The sequence below is a fragment of the Bradyrhizobium sp. USDA3010 genome (genome assembly GCF_056429065.1).
The window spans coordinates 489,260-503,188 of the sequence record NZ_JBWJZD010000001.1 but is presented as its reverse complement, the minus strand read 5'-3'; the positions used below and the strand labels follow the sequence as shown (position 1 = coordinate 503,188).

13 protein-coding genes and 1 pseudogene are annotated in these 13,929 nt (G+C 65.3%); 5 read left to right on the top strand and 9 right to left on the bottom strand.

The window, feature by feature from the left end:
• Window positions 1–38: 38 nt before the first annotated feature.
• Window positions 39–1,265: an MFS transporter gene (locus AC066Y_RS02180; RefSeq protein WP_478272443.1), complete on the bottom strand. Its 1,227-nt coding sequence runs from the start codon at window positions 1,263–1,265 to the stop codon at window positions 39–41.
• 276 nt (window positions 1,266–1,541) lie between these two features.
• On the opposite strand from AC066Y_RS02180, the gene AC066Y_RS02175 reads away from it, so the two are divergent.
• Window positions 1,542–1,988 (top strand): methyltransferase family protein, encoded by a 447-nt coding sequence (locus AC066Y_RS02175; protein ID WP_478272442.1) that lies wholly within the window; start codon window positions 1,542–1,544, stop codon window positions 1,986–1,988.
• 71 nt (window positions 1,989–2,059) lie between these two features.
• Here AC066Y_RS02175 and AC066Y_RS02170 read toward each other — a convergent pair whose 3' ends face one another.
• Together AC066Y_RS02170 and lepA are read right to left on the bottom strand one after the other, a co-directional pair.
• Window positions 2,060–2,389: a hypothetical protein gene (locus AC066Y_RS02170; RefSeq protein ID WP_478272441.1), complete on the bottom strand. Its 330-nt coding sequence runs from the start codon at window positions 2,387–2,389 to the stop codon at window positions 2,060–2,062.
• 206 nt (window positions 2,390–2,595) lie between these two features.
• The gene (lepA, locus tag AC066Y_RS02165; protein WP_478272440.1) at window positions 2,596–4,407 is read right to left on the bottom strand and encodes a translation elongation factor 4; all 1,812 of its coding nucleotides are present in this window, start codon (window positions 4,405–4,407) and stop codon (window positions 2,596–2,598) included.
• A 162-nt stretch (window positions 4,408–4,569) separates the two neighbouring features.
• On the opposite strand from lepA, the pseudogene AC066Y_RS02160 reads away from it, so the two are divergent.
• From AC066Y_RS02160 to AC066Y_RS02150, 3 genes and pseudogenes are all read left to right on the top strand, one after another.
• A pseudogene (locus AC066Y_RS02160) lies at window positions 4,570–5,652 on the top strand (caspase family protein); the annotation flags it as partial.
• A gap of 15 nt (window positions 5,653–5,667) precedes the next feature.
• Window positions 5,668–6,435 carry a M15 family metallopeptidase gene (locus AC066Y_RS02155; RefSeq protein ID WP_478272575.1) on the top strand — a complete coding sequence of 256 codons (768 nt, stop codon included), beginning with the start codon at window positions 5,668–5,670 and terminating at the stop codon, window positions 6,433–6,435.
• 174 nt (window positions 6,436–6,609) lie between these two features.
• Window positions 6,610–8,223, top strand: a complete 1,614-nt coding sequence (locus tag AC066Y_RS02150; protein ID WP_478272439.1) for a glycosyltransferase family 39 protein — start codon at window positions 6,610–6,612, stop codon at window positions 8,221–8,223.
• Window positions 8,224–8,385: 162 nt separating this feature from the next.
• On the opposite strand, the gene AC066Y_RS02145 is transcribed toward AC066Y_RS02150, so the two are convergent.
• From AC066Y_RS02145 to AC066Y_RS02125, 5 genes are all read right to left on the bottom strand, one after another.
• Window positions 8,386–8,712 (bottom strand): HPr family phosphocarrier protein, encoded by a 327-nt coding sequence (locus AC066Y_RS02145; RefSeq protein ID WP_456658933.1) that lies wholly within the window; start codon window positions 8,710–8,712, stop codon window positions 8,386–8,388.
• On the bottom strand, window positions 8,709–9,110 hold the full coding sequence (locus AC066Y_RS02140; protein WP_021076632.1) for a PTS sugar transporter subunit IIA: 402 nt from the start codon (window positions 9,108–9,110) through the stop codon (window positions 8,709–8,711). The genes AC066Y_RS02145 and AC066Y_RS02140 overlap by 4 nt, the downstream gene beginning before the upstream one ends.
• Before the next feature lie 214 nt (window positions 9,111–9,324).
• A complete protein-coding gene (locus AC066Y_RS02135; RefSeq protein WP_478272438.1) occupies window positions 9,325–9,765 on the bottom strand; it encodes an HPr kinase/phosphorylase in 441 nt (146 codons plus the stop codon).
• On the bottom strand, window positions 9,762–11,570 hold the full coding sequence (locus AC066Y_RS02130; protein ID WP_478272437.1) for a stimulus-sensing domain-containing protein: 1,809 nt from the start codon (window positions 11,568–11,570) through the stop codon (window positions 9,762–9,764). The genes AC066Y_RS02135 and AC066Y_RS02130 overlap by 4 nt, the downstream gene beginning before the upstream one ends.
• Window positions 11,571–11,680: 110 nt before the next feature.
• Complete coding sequence (locus AC066Y_RS02125) at window positions 11,681–12,382, bottom strand: response regulator transcription factor (protein WP_016843287.1); 702 nt, start codon at window positions 12,380–12,382, stop codon at window positions 11,681–11,683.
• A 238-nt stretch (window positions 12,383–12,620) separates the two neighbouring features.
• Between AC066Y_RS02125 and AC066Y_RS02120 the strand changes: the two genes are divergently transcribed.
• The gene (locus AC066Y_RS02120) at window positions 12,621–13,355 is read left to right on the top strand and encodes a HugZ family pyridoxamine 5'-phosphate oxidase (RefSeq protein ID WP_478272436.1); all 735 of its coding nucleotides are present in this window, start codon (window positions 12,621–12,623) and stop codon (window positions 13,353–13,355) included.
• Window positions 13,356–13,580: 225 nt separating this feature from the next.
• Here the strand turns inward: AC066Y_RS02120 and AC066Y_RS02115 are convergent, their stop codons facing one another.
• Window positions 13,581–13,838, bottom strand: a complete 258-nt coding sequence (locus AC066Y_RS02115; protein ID WP_478272435.1) for a hypothetical protein — start codon at window positions 13,836–13,838, stop codon at window positions 13,581–13,583.
• Window positions 13,839–13,929: the final 91 nt, after the last annotated feature.

Sequence of the window (13,929 nt, the reverse complement as noted above, 5' to 3'; positions counted from 1 at the left end):
TCCATCGCGGCCGCGCGCGATCGGCGCATGCATCGCGCTCAGGCGGCGGCGCGGCCGAGATCGAGCGTCGGCTGGCGCTTGGTGGAGAAACTCAGCGCCACCGCGACCGCGGCAAGGCCGATCGCGAAGGAACCGGCGTGCAGCCACGTGTAGCCATGGAACGTGTCGAACACGTAGCCGCCGGCCCACGGCCCGAGCGCCATGCCCAGACTCGCGAAAGCCGACACGGCGCCGAACACCGTGCCCATGATGCGCGCGCCGAAGAACTCGCGCACCAGCACGGCATAGAGCGGCATCACGCCGCCATAGGCGAGGCCGAACACCACCGACAGCGCGTAGAACTCGCCGAGCTGCGCCACCGCAAGATAAGTCGCGATCGACAGCGCCTGCACCAAGAGGCCGCCGACCAAAACCGGCTTGGCGCCGAGCCGGTCGGCCAGCACCCCGAGCAGCAGGCGTCCGCCGAGCCCGGAGAAGCCGGCGAGGCTGTAGACCGTGACCGCGGTGAGCGGCGCGATGCCGCACACCATGGCGTAGGACACCATGTGGAAGATCGGGCCCGAATGCGCTGCGCAGCAGGCGAAATGGGCCAGTGCGAGCGTGATGAATTGCGGCGTGCGCAGCGCCTGCGCCACGCTCCATTCCGCTTGCGGCGCATTGCCAGCCGTTGGGATCACGACGGTCGTTCCCTGCGGCGCCGGGCGCACCAGGAACGATGCGGGGATCAGCAGCGCCCATGCGGCAATGCCGATCACGAGCATCGCGAAGCGCCAGTCATAGGCCGTGATCAGCCAGCTCGCGGATGGTGCGACCGTCAGCGGCGACACGCCCATGCCGGCCGACACCAGTGCGACGGCGAGGCTGCGATGCTTGTCGATCCAGGCGCTCGCAAGCGCCATCATCGGTGCATAGAAGCTGCCGGCGGCGATCCCGATCAGCACGCCGAAGCAGAGCTGGAATTGCCACAGGCTCTGCGCCCGGCTTGCCGTCACGAGGCCAAGCCCGAGCAGCAGGCTGCCCGCCAGCACCACGATGCGGGTGCCGAAGCGGTCGGACAGCGCGCCCCAGGCGAACGCCGCAAGACCCATGCAGAGGAAATCCAACGTCGCGGCGGCCGATACGCCGGCACGCGACCAGCCCATCGCATCCGAGATCGGCTGCAGGAACACCGCGAGCGACAGCATGGTGCCGAAGCCGACGCAGGTCATCAGCGCGCCCGCGCCGACGACGACCCAGCCATAGTCGAACCGAGCGTCCTTGCTCATGCGTTTCCCCCCGCCCGTTTGTGTTGTTGCTGGACGGCCGGGGAATGGTGGCTCATCCGGTGCACGAGGGCAAGGTGAGATGATCCGTCGCAGATTGGTCATCGCGGCGTCGCCACGATCCAGATTAAGTGTGCGCCGCCTCGATTTCTGCGCTGCGTTCCATTTGCTGGATGAATCGGCACGGCAAAACCCAAAGCGAACAAGTTTGTGTGGTAGCACTACGCCGCAATGGCAACCGAGACGCTGATTGTGCGTCTATCGCAACGGGGTTCGACCATGCTCAAGCTCCCTCCGCCGATCTGGACGTTGATCTATCTGCTTGTTGGCGCGACGCTGAGCTGGTGGCTCGGCTGGCCGACGCTGCCCGGGCTGCCGATTCCGCTGCTCGGAATCGCGTTGGTGGTGATCGCGTTCATCGCGCCGGTGTGGGCGTTCGTCCTGTTTCGGCGCGAAGGCACCGAGATCGAACCGACGTCGCCGACCAATCGCGTGCTGGTCACCAGCGGTCCCTACCGGTTCACACGGAATCCGATGTATTCCGGCCTTGTGCTGCTCGTGCTGGGCATCGCGGTGTGGGTCGGGGCCTGGCCGATGTTCATCGTGCCAGTTGCAGTATTCGCGACCGCCAATTGGGTCCACATTCCCTTCGAAGAGGCCAAGATGCGCCGTCAGTTCGGCGCGGCCTATGACGACTATGTCGCGCGGGTTCGGCGCTGGGTCTGAATGAGCAAAGCTCGTTTGCGGCCTTCACGCCGCGTTGCTCGGCTGCGACGGCGTGCGGTACCGGCTGGCGCCTAGCCGCACTGCCACGCCCGCCCGATCGGCGTCCAGGTCCAGCATGGACCAAAACTGCCGCCATTGTAGCGTCCGCGATAGAATCCCGGCCGGCCGAAATAGTACCAGTCGCCGCCGTACCAGTATTGCGGCGCGTAATCCGGCCGGCCGCGGGCGGCGCCGCGGGGACCGAGCACCGGAATGGTCTGGTTGGGCGGCTGCCGGTAGCCGGGCAGGAAGCCATAGCCATGCCAGCGGGCGGTCTGCCGCTTCTTCGAGGAAGCGGCCGCGCTCAGGTCAGGCTGCAGCAAGGTGAGGATGACGATCGAGAGAGACAGGATGCGCAACATGATCGAAGCTTAGTCGCGCTGCCGCGTCGTGGCGATTCAAATCATGGTGCGTTTTGTTGCTGGGACAAGAATGGGCAACAAGTGGGCCAGCGGCAGCGCGTTAGCTATCCACCTCCGGCTACTTTGCATGGGGTTGTTTTCGAGATTTTCGGGTGGGCGGGACTGGCGCGGTTGTCGTCAAGCCGGCGACAGTCCGTGTCGGCGCCTCAGCTATCCACCTTGAGCGCGGCGATGAAGGCTTCCTGCGGGATGTCGACCTTGCCGAACTGCCGCATCTTCTTCTTGCCTTCCTTCTGCTTCTCCAGAAGCTTGCGCTTGCGCGTGATGTCGCCGCCGTAGCACTTCGCGGTGACGTCCTTGCGCAAGGCGCGCACGGTTTCGCGCGCGATCACCTTGCCGCCGATCGCCGCCTGGATCGGGATCTGGAACATGTGCGGCGGGATCAGCTCCTTCATCTTCTCGACCATGGCGCGGCCGCGGCCCTCGGCGCGGGTCCGATGCACCAGCATCGACAGGGCGTCGACCGGCTCGGCGTTGACCAGGATCTGCATCTTGACCAGGTCGGCCGGCTTGTAGTCGGTCAGATGATAGTCGAACGAGGCATAGCCCTTGGAGACCGACTTCAGGCGATCGTAGAAATCGAACACCACCTCGTTGAGCGGCAGGTCGTATTTCACCATCGCGCGGGAGCCGACATAGGTGAGCTCCTTCTGCGCGCCGCGGCGGTCCTGGCACAGCTTCAGCACGCTGCCGAGATATTCATCTGGAGTCAGGATGGTGGCCTCGATCCACGGTTCCTCGATCTCGGCGATCTTGACCACGTCGGGCATGTCGACCGGGTTGTGGATCTCGAGCTCGGTGCCGTCGGTCAGCTTCATCTTGTAGATGACGCTCGGAGCGGTCGCGATCAGATTGAGGTCGAACTCGCGCGACAGCCGCTCCTGGATGATCTCCAGATGCAACAGCCCGAGGAAGCCGCAGCGGAAGCCGAAGCCGAGCGCAGCGGAGGTCTCCATCTCGAAGGAGAAGCTGGCGTCATTCAGCCTGAGCTTGCCCATCGCCGCGCGCAGCGTCTCGAAATCGTCGGCGTCGACCGGGAACAGGCCGCAGAACACGACCGGGATCGCCGGCTTGAAGCCCGGCAGCATCTCGGTGACCGGTTTCTTGTCGTCGGTGATGGTGTCGCCGACGCGAGTGTCGGCGACTTCCTTGATCGCCGCGGTGATGAAGCCGATCTCGCCCGGGCCGAGCTCGTCGACCTGCTGCATCTTCGGGGTGAAGAAGCCGACGCGCTCGATGTCATAGGCCGCGCCAGTGCCCATCATGCGGATGCGGCTGCCCTTCTTCATCACGCCGTCGACGACGCGGATCAGGACGACCACGCCGAGATAGACGTCGTACCAGCTGTCGACCAGCAGCGCCTTCAAGGTCGCGTCGCGGTCGCCCTTCGGCGGCGGCAGGCGGGTGACGACCGCCTCCAGCACGTCGGGCACGCCGAGGCCGGTCTTGGCCGAGATCATCACGGCGTCGGAGGCGTCGATGCCGATCACGTCCTCGATCTGCTGCTTGACCTTCTCGGGCTCGGCCGCAGGCAGGTCGACCTTGTTCAGGACCGGCACGATCTCGTGACTGGCGTCGAGCGCATGGTAGACGTTGGCGAGCGTCTGCGCCTCGACGCCCTGGCTGGCGTCGACCACCAGCAGGGAACCCTCGCAGGCCGCCAGCGACCGCGAGACCTCGTAGGCGAAGTCGACGTGGCCGGGCGTGTCCATCAAATTGAAGATGTAATCCTTGCCGTCCTTGGCGCGGTAGTTCAGCCGGACGGTCTGCGCCTTGATGGTGATGCCGCGCTCGCGCTCGATATCCATCGAATCGAGCACCTGCTCCTTGCCCGCCATTTCGCGATCCGACAGGCCGCCCGTCATCTGGATCAGGCGGTCGGCAAGGGTCGACTTGCCATGGTCGATATGGGCGACGATGGAGAAGTTGCGGATGTTCGAAATCGGGGCAGTTGTCATGGGGCGCGGGATAGCATCCGCACCCCCGCGCGGGCAACCATATTGCGGTATTTTGCAGGGCTGTGACGGCGAATCACGGCCGTGTTTCAGTCAGATCTGCCGTGATCGATTTTCGGGCACTGTTTCTGCTAGGTGTTTCGGCCCAAAACCGTGGATCTGACGATGCGCTGGACCCTTCTCGCCGCCGGATTGCTCGCCGTGTTGTTCGCAGCGCCGGCGGCCGCCGACAAGGGCGTCGCGCTGGTGGTCGGCAATTCGACCTATCAGAACGTGTCGCGGCTGCAGAATCCGAAGGACGATGCGCAGCTCGTGGCCGACACGCTGCAGCGGCTCGGCTTTGCGCTGGTCGGCGGGCACGCCCAGGTCGATCTGGACAAGGCCGGCTTCGATGCCGCGATCCAGCGCTTCGGCAGCCAGCTGATGGGCGCCGACGTCGCGCTGTTCTATTACGCCGGCCATGGCATCCAGGTTCGCGGAACGAATTATCTGGTGCCGGTCTCGGCGAACCCTGTGCGCGAGGCCGATGTCGATTTCCAGATGGTCGATGTCGGCCTGGTGCTGCGGCAGATGGAAGGCGCGGGCACGCGGCTCAACATCGTGATCCTGGACGCCTGCCGGAACAATCCGTTCGGCGGGCGCGGCTTGCGGGCCGCCGACGGCGGCCTCGCCCAGATCCGCGCGCCGGAGGGCACGCTGTTGTCCTGCCCGACCCAGCCGGGCAACGTCGCGCTCGACGGCGATGACGGCCACAGCCCCTACACGCGCGCTCTCGTCGACACCATGCAGAAGCCCGGGCTCGACGTGCTGCAGGCGTTCAATCAGGTCGGCCTCATCGTCAAGCGCGCGACCGGCAGCGCGCAGCAGCCCTGGGTCTCGACCTCGCCGATCGACGGCCCGTTCTATTTCGCCGGCAACGCGCCGGCTCAGGTTGCAACCGTCGATCCGCCGGCAACGGTGATCCCGCCGCAGCAAAACCTGCCGCCATCGGCACCGCCGGCGGTGCGCACGCAATCGGACTTCATCATCGCGGATTCCGACAGCCGGCTGCTGTCGGAGAGCGATCTCAGGCTCCTCAGCAAGGACGATCTGCGGATCGCGCGCAATGAAATCTTCGCGCGGCGCGGGCGCTACTTCAACGCGCCGGACCTGACCGCGCGATTCAGCAGGTTCGCGTGGTACGTGCCCCGCTCATGGGATCCGCCGCTCAACGCGATCGAGAGCGCGAATGTCGCGCTGATCGATCAGGCCGGAAAGCGCCGAATGATCGCGCGCAGCACGGCCCGCTTCGTTGCCTTGCTGGCGCTGCTGCCGCCGTTTGCGCACGCTCAGAGCAGAAGCGAATTGCTCGACCGCCTGGTGCGCGCCTATCCCGATGCGCTGTCCGGCCATGACGACACCACGATCACCTGGCGCGACGGCACGGTGATGCCGGTCGACGACGGCGTCTCCGGCAAGCCGTTCGATGAGATGCTGCGCAATGCCTCGATCCTCGACCAGATGCGGCAGCCCTATCCGTCCGGGCCATCGGCGCCGCCGGCCCCGAACGTCGATCCCGGCCGTTTCCGCAACGAGGCCTTCTTCAAGAAGATGTATGGCGACTGCAACACGGCCGAGGTCAGGCGAAACCTGGTGACGATCACCTGGCTACCGCGATCCTGGGGCAAGCCGGTTCAGGTCACGCGGGTCAACGGCGTCGCCGAGCGTCTGAAGCAGGTCTCCGCCGAGATCGATGCGCTCGATCCGGCGCTGCGCGCCGCGGCGTTTCCGATCGCAGGTGTGCTATCTTGTCGCGCCGTCGCCGATACCGGGCGGATGAGCATGCATGGCTATGCGGCCGCGATCGACCTCAACCTGAAGGTCTCGGATTACTGGCTGTGGGCGGGCAAGGGCAAAACCATCCCCTACAAGAACCGGATGCCGCGCGAGATCGTCGACATTTTCGAGCGTTACGGCTTCATCTGGGGCGGCAAGTGGTATCACTACGATACCATGCATTTCGAGTACCGGCCGGAGCTTCTCGAAAAGTGAGCAGGCCAGCTTGAGGCATTCTCACGCCAAGCTGATTACACTGGTCACAAAAACGCGCTAAAGCGCGACGAAATGCTGGTGAGCACTCACTCATCGCCCCTTCCGCTTCCATTCGGCATGATCCTACCGGGAAACCGCTTTCCACGTTTGCGGGTCATGCCTCAGGCACAGGCCATGTCGACCGCCACCACGCTCCCTGCCGCAAGGCGCACGACCCGCAGACTGACGATCCGGCGGATCGCCGCCTGGATTGCCTCGCGCGCCACCGATCCCAAGACCAGCCTGTGGCTGGTGATCGGCTTCGCATTGGTTCACGCGGTGCTGTGGACGCTGATCCTGGTCAAGCTCAAGGCTGCGCAGGACGTCCATATGGACGTTGCGGAGGCCTATGCCTGGGGCCAGCGCTTCCTGCTCGGCTATGGCAAGCATCCGCCGCTGTCGGGCTGGATCGCAGGGGTCTGGTTCAGGATATTTCCCGTCACCAACTGGTCGACCTACGCGCTCGCGATGGCAACCGTCAGCTTCGCGTTGGTGGTGTGCTGGCTGATCGCGCTGCGCGTCGTCGATCGCCGCCGCGCGTTCTTCATGGTGGTGATGCTCGCGCTCTACCCGATCTTCAATTTCAAGGGCTTCAAATACAACGCCGACCTCGCGCAGCTGGTGCCGTTGCCGCTGTTGGTGCTGGCCTATCTGAACGCATTCGAGAAGCGCAGCTTCAAATCGGGGCTCTGGCTCGGCTTTGCCGGCATGCTGGCGCTGATGACCAAGTACTGGGTGGTGACGATGATCGGCGCCGTCGGGCTTGCCGCGCTGATCCATCCGCAGCGGATGCAATTCCTGCGCTCGCCCGCGCCATGGGTTGCGATCGGCACCATGATCGTGACGATGATCCCGCATCTGGTGTGGCTGGAGGAGGTGAACTTCGTGCCGTTCACCTATGCCGGCGACGTCTACGCGCTGTCGAGCCGCGAGCTCAACGTCCAGCTCGTGATCGGCTACATCGTGCACAATCTCGGTCTGCTCGCGATCCCGACCGTGCTGGGCCTCATCGCGCTGCTGCTCGGCTCGGTGCCGTGGCGGCCGTCGGACGTGCTGGCGCGGATCTGGTCGCGTGGACCCAATCCGGCCGTCAATCTTCCGCAGGCGCTCAACATCTGGATCATCCAGTCGATCGTCGCGATCGGGCCGCCGCTCGGCGCACTGGCCTTCACCGTCTACATCAAGACCGATTGGGGCATCCCGCTGTTCTTCCTGGTGCCGCTTGCATTGGTTGCGATCCCCTCGCTGCGTTTTCCCCGCATGGCGCTGTTCTCGATCACGGCGGTGTGGTTCGTGGCCACGATCGTCACGCTGATCGCCGCGCCCAGCATCGCCACGCAGGAAATCGCCTCCAACCGTGTCGGCGGCTCGACCTACGCCGCGCGCTCTGAATTGGCGCGCGAGCTCACCCAGACCTGGCAGGACAGATTCCATTCGCGCTGGGCCGTGGTCGTCGCACGCTCCGACATCGGCGAGCCGATGACGTTCTACAGTCCGGATCATCCGGCCTCGCTGGTGCCGGGCGAAGCGTGGTCGTCGGGGCTGACGTCGCTCGACGAAGCCAAGCGTCTCGGCTTCATCGGCGTCTGCGACACCACCGATCCGGTGTTCCTGCAGCCATGCGAGGCATGGATGGCGGAGCATGCCAAGGATGCCGAGCCGTTGGTGATGAACACCATGCGCTTCTTCAACGGCCATCCCGGTCCGTCGACGGTGTGGAAGGTCTATCTGGTGCCGCCGGCGAAGTAGCCATTTCCGGGCATCGGTGCCGTGCCGTTTCCGTCATCCTGAGGTGGCCGCTTCTTCAGCGGCCCTCGAAGGATCGACGGCCACTGGCGGGGCCGTGCATCCTTCGAGGCTCGCTCCGCTCGCACCTCAGGATGACGGGGAGAGTAGCGGCGAAGGATCGTCTTACGTGCCTTCTTCGTTGAACTTGCCGGCGACGAGCTCGGCGATCGCGTCAAGTGCCTGCTGCGCCTCGTCGCCTTTCGCGGAGACCACGACCGTGGTGCCGGGCCCTGCGGCCAGCATCATCAAGCCCATGATGGAGGTGCCGCCGACGGTTTCGCCGCCGCGCGTCACCCAGATCTCGGCGTTGAAGCGCTCGACTAGCTGGACGAACTTGGCCGATGCCCGCGCATGCAGGCCGCGCTTGTTGACGATCAGGAGTTCGCGCGAGATGGCGCCCGCTGGCACGCCCGGGCCGACATGGTTTTCGCCCGGGGCCTCGCCGCTCATTTGCCTGCGAGAACGCGGCTGGCGATGGTGACGTATTTGCGGCCGGCTTCCTGCGCCATCGCGATCGCGTCGGGCAGCGAGCGCTCCTCGCGAACCTTGGCAAGCTTGACCAGCATGGGAAGATTGATGCCCGCGAGCACTTCCACTTTCGGACGGCTCATGCAGGAGATCGCCAGGTTCGACGGCGTGCCGCCAAACATGTCGGTGAGGATCGCAACGCCGTCGCCGCTATCGACGCGGTTCACCGCCTCGATGATGTCGCTTCGACAGAGGTCGGAATCGTCCTCGGCCCCGATCGTAATCGCTTCGATTTGTTTCTGCGGACCCATGACGTGTTCGAGCGCGGCTCTGAACTCGTCAGCAAGGCGCCCATGGGTCACCAGCACTAGACCAATCATCGGAAACTCCTCGCGGGCGCCCTTTGGTGCACCGCACGAACGCGCCACTTTGACCATCCAGAGGCCCTGCGCAAGAGGGCATCTTGGCTAGTCTCCCGGTTCCTGGCGGTAGAGAGGGGAGGCTGCGCCGGCAAAATCCGACGCGATAGTGGATGTGATATGGTTACCAATTCCCTTCCCACAATTGGCCGCAAGATTACGGGAACATGAACTTTCAGGTTGTCGTCAGCGCAGCGACAACCAGCGGCAGGGGGTGGAAGCCGGCCGGCACGGGAATTCGCGGTATTGAAACACCATTTAGGCGGATATTGAGCGCCTCGAGCGGCGGCAGCCGCGCGGCGTCGTCGGCGGCAAGGTCGACGATCAGGCCGACCACGGCCTCGCCTGCGAACGGGCAATGGCGGATTCCGAGGCCTCGGATCTCGATCAGACCGGCCAATTGCTGTGCCGGGCGAACCCACAATTGTTCGCCGGCTGTGTCGAGATGGACACGGTCATCCCCGACTAAAATGGCCGGCGGGAGCGCTCCAGTGCGCCCGGCGAGAATCAGGTCGAAGGCCAGGCGCGACTTGCCGGCGCCCGACGGGCCGCGGATCAGCACCGCACGCTCGCCGACCAGAACGGCGGATGCGTGCACGCTTGAATTGTCGCTCATAGTGTCGGCAGCCTGACCACGAAACGGGCGCCGGCGACCGTGGGCTTGCCGTCTTCGTCCGCAGGGCCCGCGCGGTTCTCGGCCCAGATGCGTCCGCCATGCGCCTCGATGATCTGCTTGGAGATCGAGAGTCCGAGGCCGGAGTTCTGACCAAAGCCCTGGTGTGGCCGGTCGGTGTAGAAGCGCTCGAAGATCCGCTCCAGCGCGTCCTCGCCGATGCCGGGCCCGTCATCGTCGACCACGATCTCGACCTCGCCGCGGGTGCGGCGGCAGACGATGCGCACCTTGTCGCCCGGCTTGGAGAACGATTGCGCGTTCGACAGCAGGTTCGAGATCACCTGGCCGAGCCGGGAATCATGGCCGGGCACCGAGAGCGTGTCGTTGGGTCCACGGCCCTCGAAGCGGACTTCGACGGCGACGTCGTGGCCGAGCCGGGTCTCGTTGGCGACGCTGGTCAACGTGGTCAGCAGCCGGCGCAGATCGACGGGCGCCATGTCCTGGCGCTGCAATTCGGCGTCGAGCCGGCTCGCGTCGGAGATGTCGGAGATCAGGCGGTCGAGCCGCTTGACGTCGTGCTCGATCACGGCGAGCAGCCGCGCGCGGCTGTTCTCGTTGCGCGCCAAGGGCAGCGTCTCGACCGCGGAGCGCAGCGAGGTCAGCGGATTCTTCAGCTCATGGGCGACATCGGCGGCGAACATCTCGATCGCCTCGATGCGGCTGTAGAGCGCGTTGGTCATGTCGCGCAGCGCGCCCGAGAGATGCCCGATCTCGTCGCGGCGTCCGGTGAAGTCGGGAATCTCGACGCGGGTCTGGATGCGGTGACGAACGCGCTCGGCGCCGTCGGCGAGCCGCCGCACGGGGCCGGCGATCGTGCTCGCCAGCAGCAGCGACAGCATGATCATGACGGCGGAAGCGACCCCGCCGATCTTGAGGATGGCGAGGCGCTCGGACATCACCAGCTGGTCGATGTCATCGCCCTGCGTGGTCAGCATCAATGCGCCGCGCACGGCGCGGAAATGCTGCACCGGAACGGCAACCGAGACGATGATCGCGCCGCGGTCGGTGACGCGCACCGCGCTGCCCTTCATGCCCTCGAGCGATTGCGCGACTTCGGAATAGCCCTTGCCGCCTTCGGGGCCGAGCTCGCGGTAGATCGGCAGGTCGCCGCGGTTGAGCCAGGTCTTGATCGTGGCCTTGGTCTTCTCATACAGCGACGGCTTCTCCGACGGCGGCGGCAGCTCCATGCGCAGCACGTCGCCGCGCGCGAACAGGTTGCGGCTGTCGAGGATCAGGCCGCCGTCGCGGTCGAAGATGCGGGCCCGCGTCTTGGTCGGCGCGATCAGGCGGCGCAGGGTCGGCGCGACGCGCTCGGGATTGATCGGGAAATCCGACGATTCATCCGGCTGGCCGAAGCTCTCGCCGGGCTTGAGGTCGAGCAGCCGGTCGGGATCGATGGTGACGGTATTGCCTTCGACGGTCGCAGACGCCGCGATCGCCTCCGAGATGATCTCGGCATAGACGAGAAGGCTCTGCGTGCGCGCCTCGATCAGGCCGGCGCGGAATTGCGAGAGATAGAGGATGCTGGCGACCAGCGCGACGAGGCCGGCCAGGTTGAGCGAGACGATGCGGCGCGTCAGGCTCGAGAACGACAGCGCGAAGAAGAACTGACCGGCGCGGCGCACCCAGCCGAGCGGGCGGCGCCAGCCTTTGTCGCGCGCCAAATCGTCGGCCACGGCCTCTTGATCGAGGAGCTGTGACGCGTCCTCGGTGTTCAGTCCCTGCTCGAGCTGCGTTCGATCAAGCACTGGCAAAGCTGCCGGTTGGTATGGATGTCGTCCCGCGAAGCAGACAGTCGCCCGAGCTTACCCCAGCCGTGCGGAGCCTGTCAGTTAACAAGCCGCTCCGGTAGCGCAGATCAGGCTTCCTTGAAGCGATAGCCGACGCCGTACAGCGTCTCGATCATCTCGAAATCGTCGTCGACCACCTTGAACTTCTTGCGTAGCCGCTTGATGTGGCTGTCGATGGTGCGGTCGTCGACATAGACCTGGTCGTCATAGGCCGCGTCCATCAGCGCGTTCCGGCTCTTCACGACGCCGGGACGGGTGGCGAGCGCCTGGAGGATCAGGAATTCGGTCACGGTGAGTGTCACCGGCTCGTTCTTCCAGGTGCAGGTGTGGCGCTCCGGATCCATCCGCAGCAGGCCGCGGTCGAGCGCACGGGCATCCGGCTCCTTCGGAGCCGCGGTCGGATCCTTCGGCTGGCCGCGGCGGAGCACGGCCTTGACGCGTTCCACCAGCAGGCGCTGGGAGAACGGCTTGCGGATGAAATCGTCGGCGCCCATCTTCAGGCCGAACAATTCGTCGATTTCTTCATCCTTCGAGGTGAGGAAGATCACCGGCAGGTCGGACTTCTGGCGCAGCCGGCGCAGCGTCTCCATGCCGTCCATGCGCGGCATCTTGATATCGAGGATCGCAAGATCGGGCGGTGACGTGCGAAACCCATCCAGCGCCGACGCACCGTCCGTATAGGTCATGATGCGATAGCCTTCGGCTTCGAGCGCGATCGAGACCGAAGTGAGAATGTTGCGGTCGTCGTCGACCAAGGCGATTGTGGGCATGAGCTGCTTTCACAATTTGAGAGTGGCTTAAGCGGCGGGCACTCTGGCGACGCGCCGTGGAAATGGGCTTCGAACGCGGTCAACGAGCAATGCAAGCTGGGCTGAAGTGTGACCGAGTTCCGCAAAAACGCTGCGACCCAAGCGATGGACCCCCATATAGCACCCTTAGACCATGAGAAAAGGCCCTTTTTTCATACGGAACCGGCCCGATTCGCCCATAAAATGACCCGATAGGCCCATGCAACCGACCGCCGATTTCGACCCCGCCCGTCTTGCCCACTCGCTGCTGCGCCGCAGCCGCCAGGGCGCGCTCGCCACGCTGATGGCCGGTACCGGCGATCCCTATTGCTCGCTGGTCAATCTGGCCAGCCGCCCCGACGGCTCGCCGATCCTGCTGATTTCCCGGCTGGCGCTGCACACCAGGAATATCCTGGCCGACAGCCGGGTGTCGCTGATGCTGGACGAGCGCGCCGAGGGCGATCCGCTGGAGGGGGCCCGGATCATGCTGGCCGGCCGGGCGGAGGAGGTCGCGGAGGCTGAGCAGGAGCTCGTCCGCCGGCGTTACCTTGGCGCCCATCCGTCGGCAGAAGCCTTTGTAGAATTTAAGGATTTCTCGTTTTTCGTGATCCGGCCGAGCGGCGCCCATCTGGTCGCCGGGTTCGGCCGGATCGTCGACCTCAAGCCTGCGCAGTTTCTGACCGACCTCGGTGGTGCCGAAGCGCTGCTGGAGGCCGAGCCAGGCGCGGTGGCGCATATGAACGAAGATCACCGCGAGGCCATGAACCTCTACGCCACGCGGCTGCTCGGTGCGGAAAGTGCCGACTGGCTGTGCACCGGCTGCGACCCCGACGGCATGGACATGCAGGCCGGCCGCGACACGCTGCGGCTCGATTTCCCCGAGCGGGTCAGCAACGGCACCGAGCTGCGCAAGATGCTGGTGCGGCTCGCCGGCGAGGCGCGCGCCAAGGGATAGAGGGAGGGATAGGGAGCACGATCGGCTCGCTCCCAACGGGCGGTGCTGCGCGACGAGGCATGGTGTCGCACGGTGCGCCTGCGCTTGCGATTGCTGAGGCCGGGTGCTGCGTCTTTGACAGCGCGATCATTTCGCGCCGGCGCTGATATGATCGCCGATGGGCGCGATGCGGGTTGCGAGAATTCCCGGCGCTGCTGCTCCGGAGAATCGCTCGGATCGTGAGCTTCAACCGCTGACGCGCACGTGCAACGCGGTGATTGCGTTACCATCGATCGCTACGATCAGTGATCCTGTTGCCGCCGAACGCAGCCCGTTGCGGAACATTCGCTGCTGCCGGGCATTGTCTTTATCCAGCTTCGACGATGGCGTATTGGGCTCGATCGCATGCAGCTCAATGCCAACCCAGTGGTGCAATCCGCGTGCAACACGATCGTGGACGACCGGCTTGGCACTGCACCGCCGCCTCAACGCGCGGTGGTCCATCGCAACGACACATCCTCAGCGCGAAATGCATACCCGGCATTCTCCGTGCCTGCTGCGTTGTTCGGCGCGGATACACGTCAGTCGCTGGCAC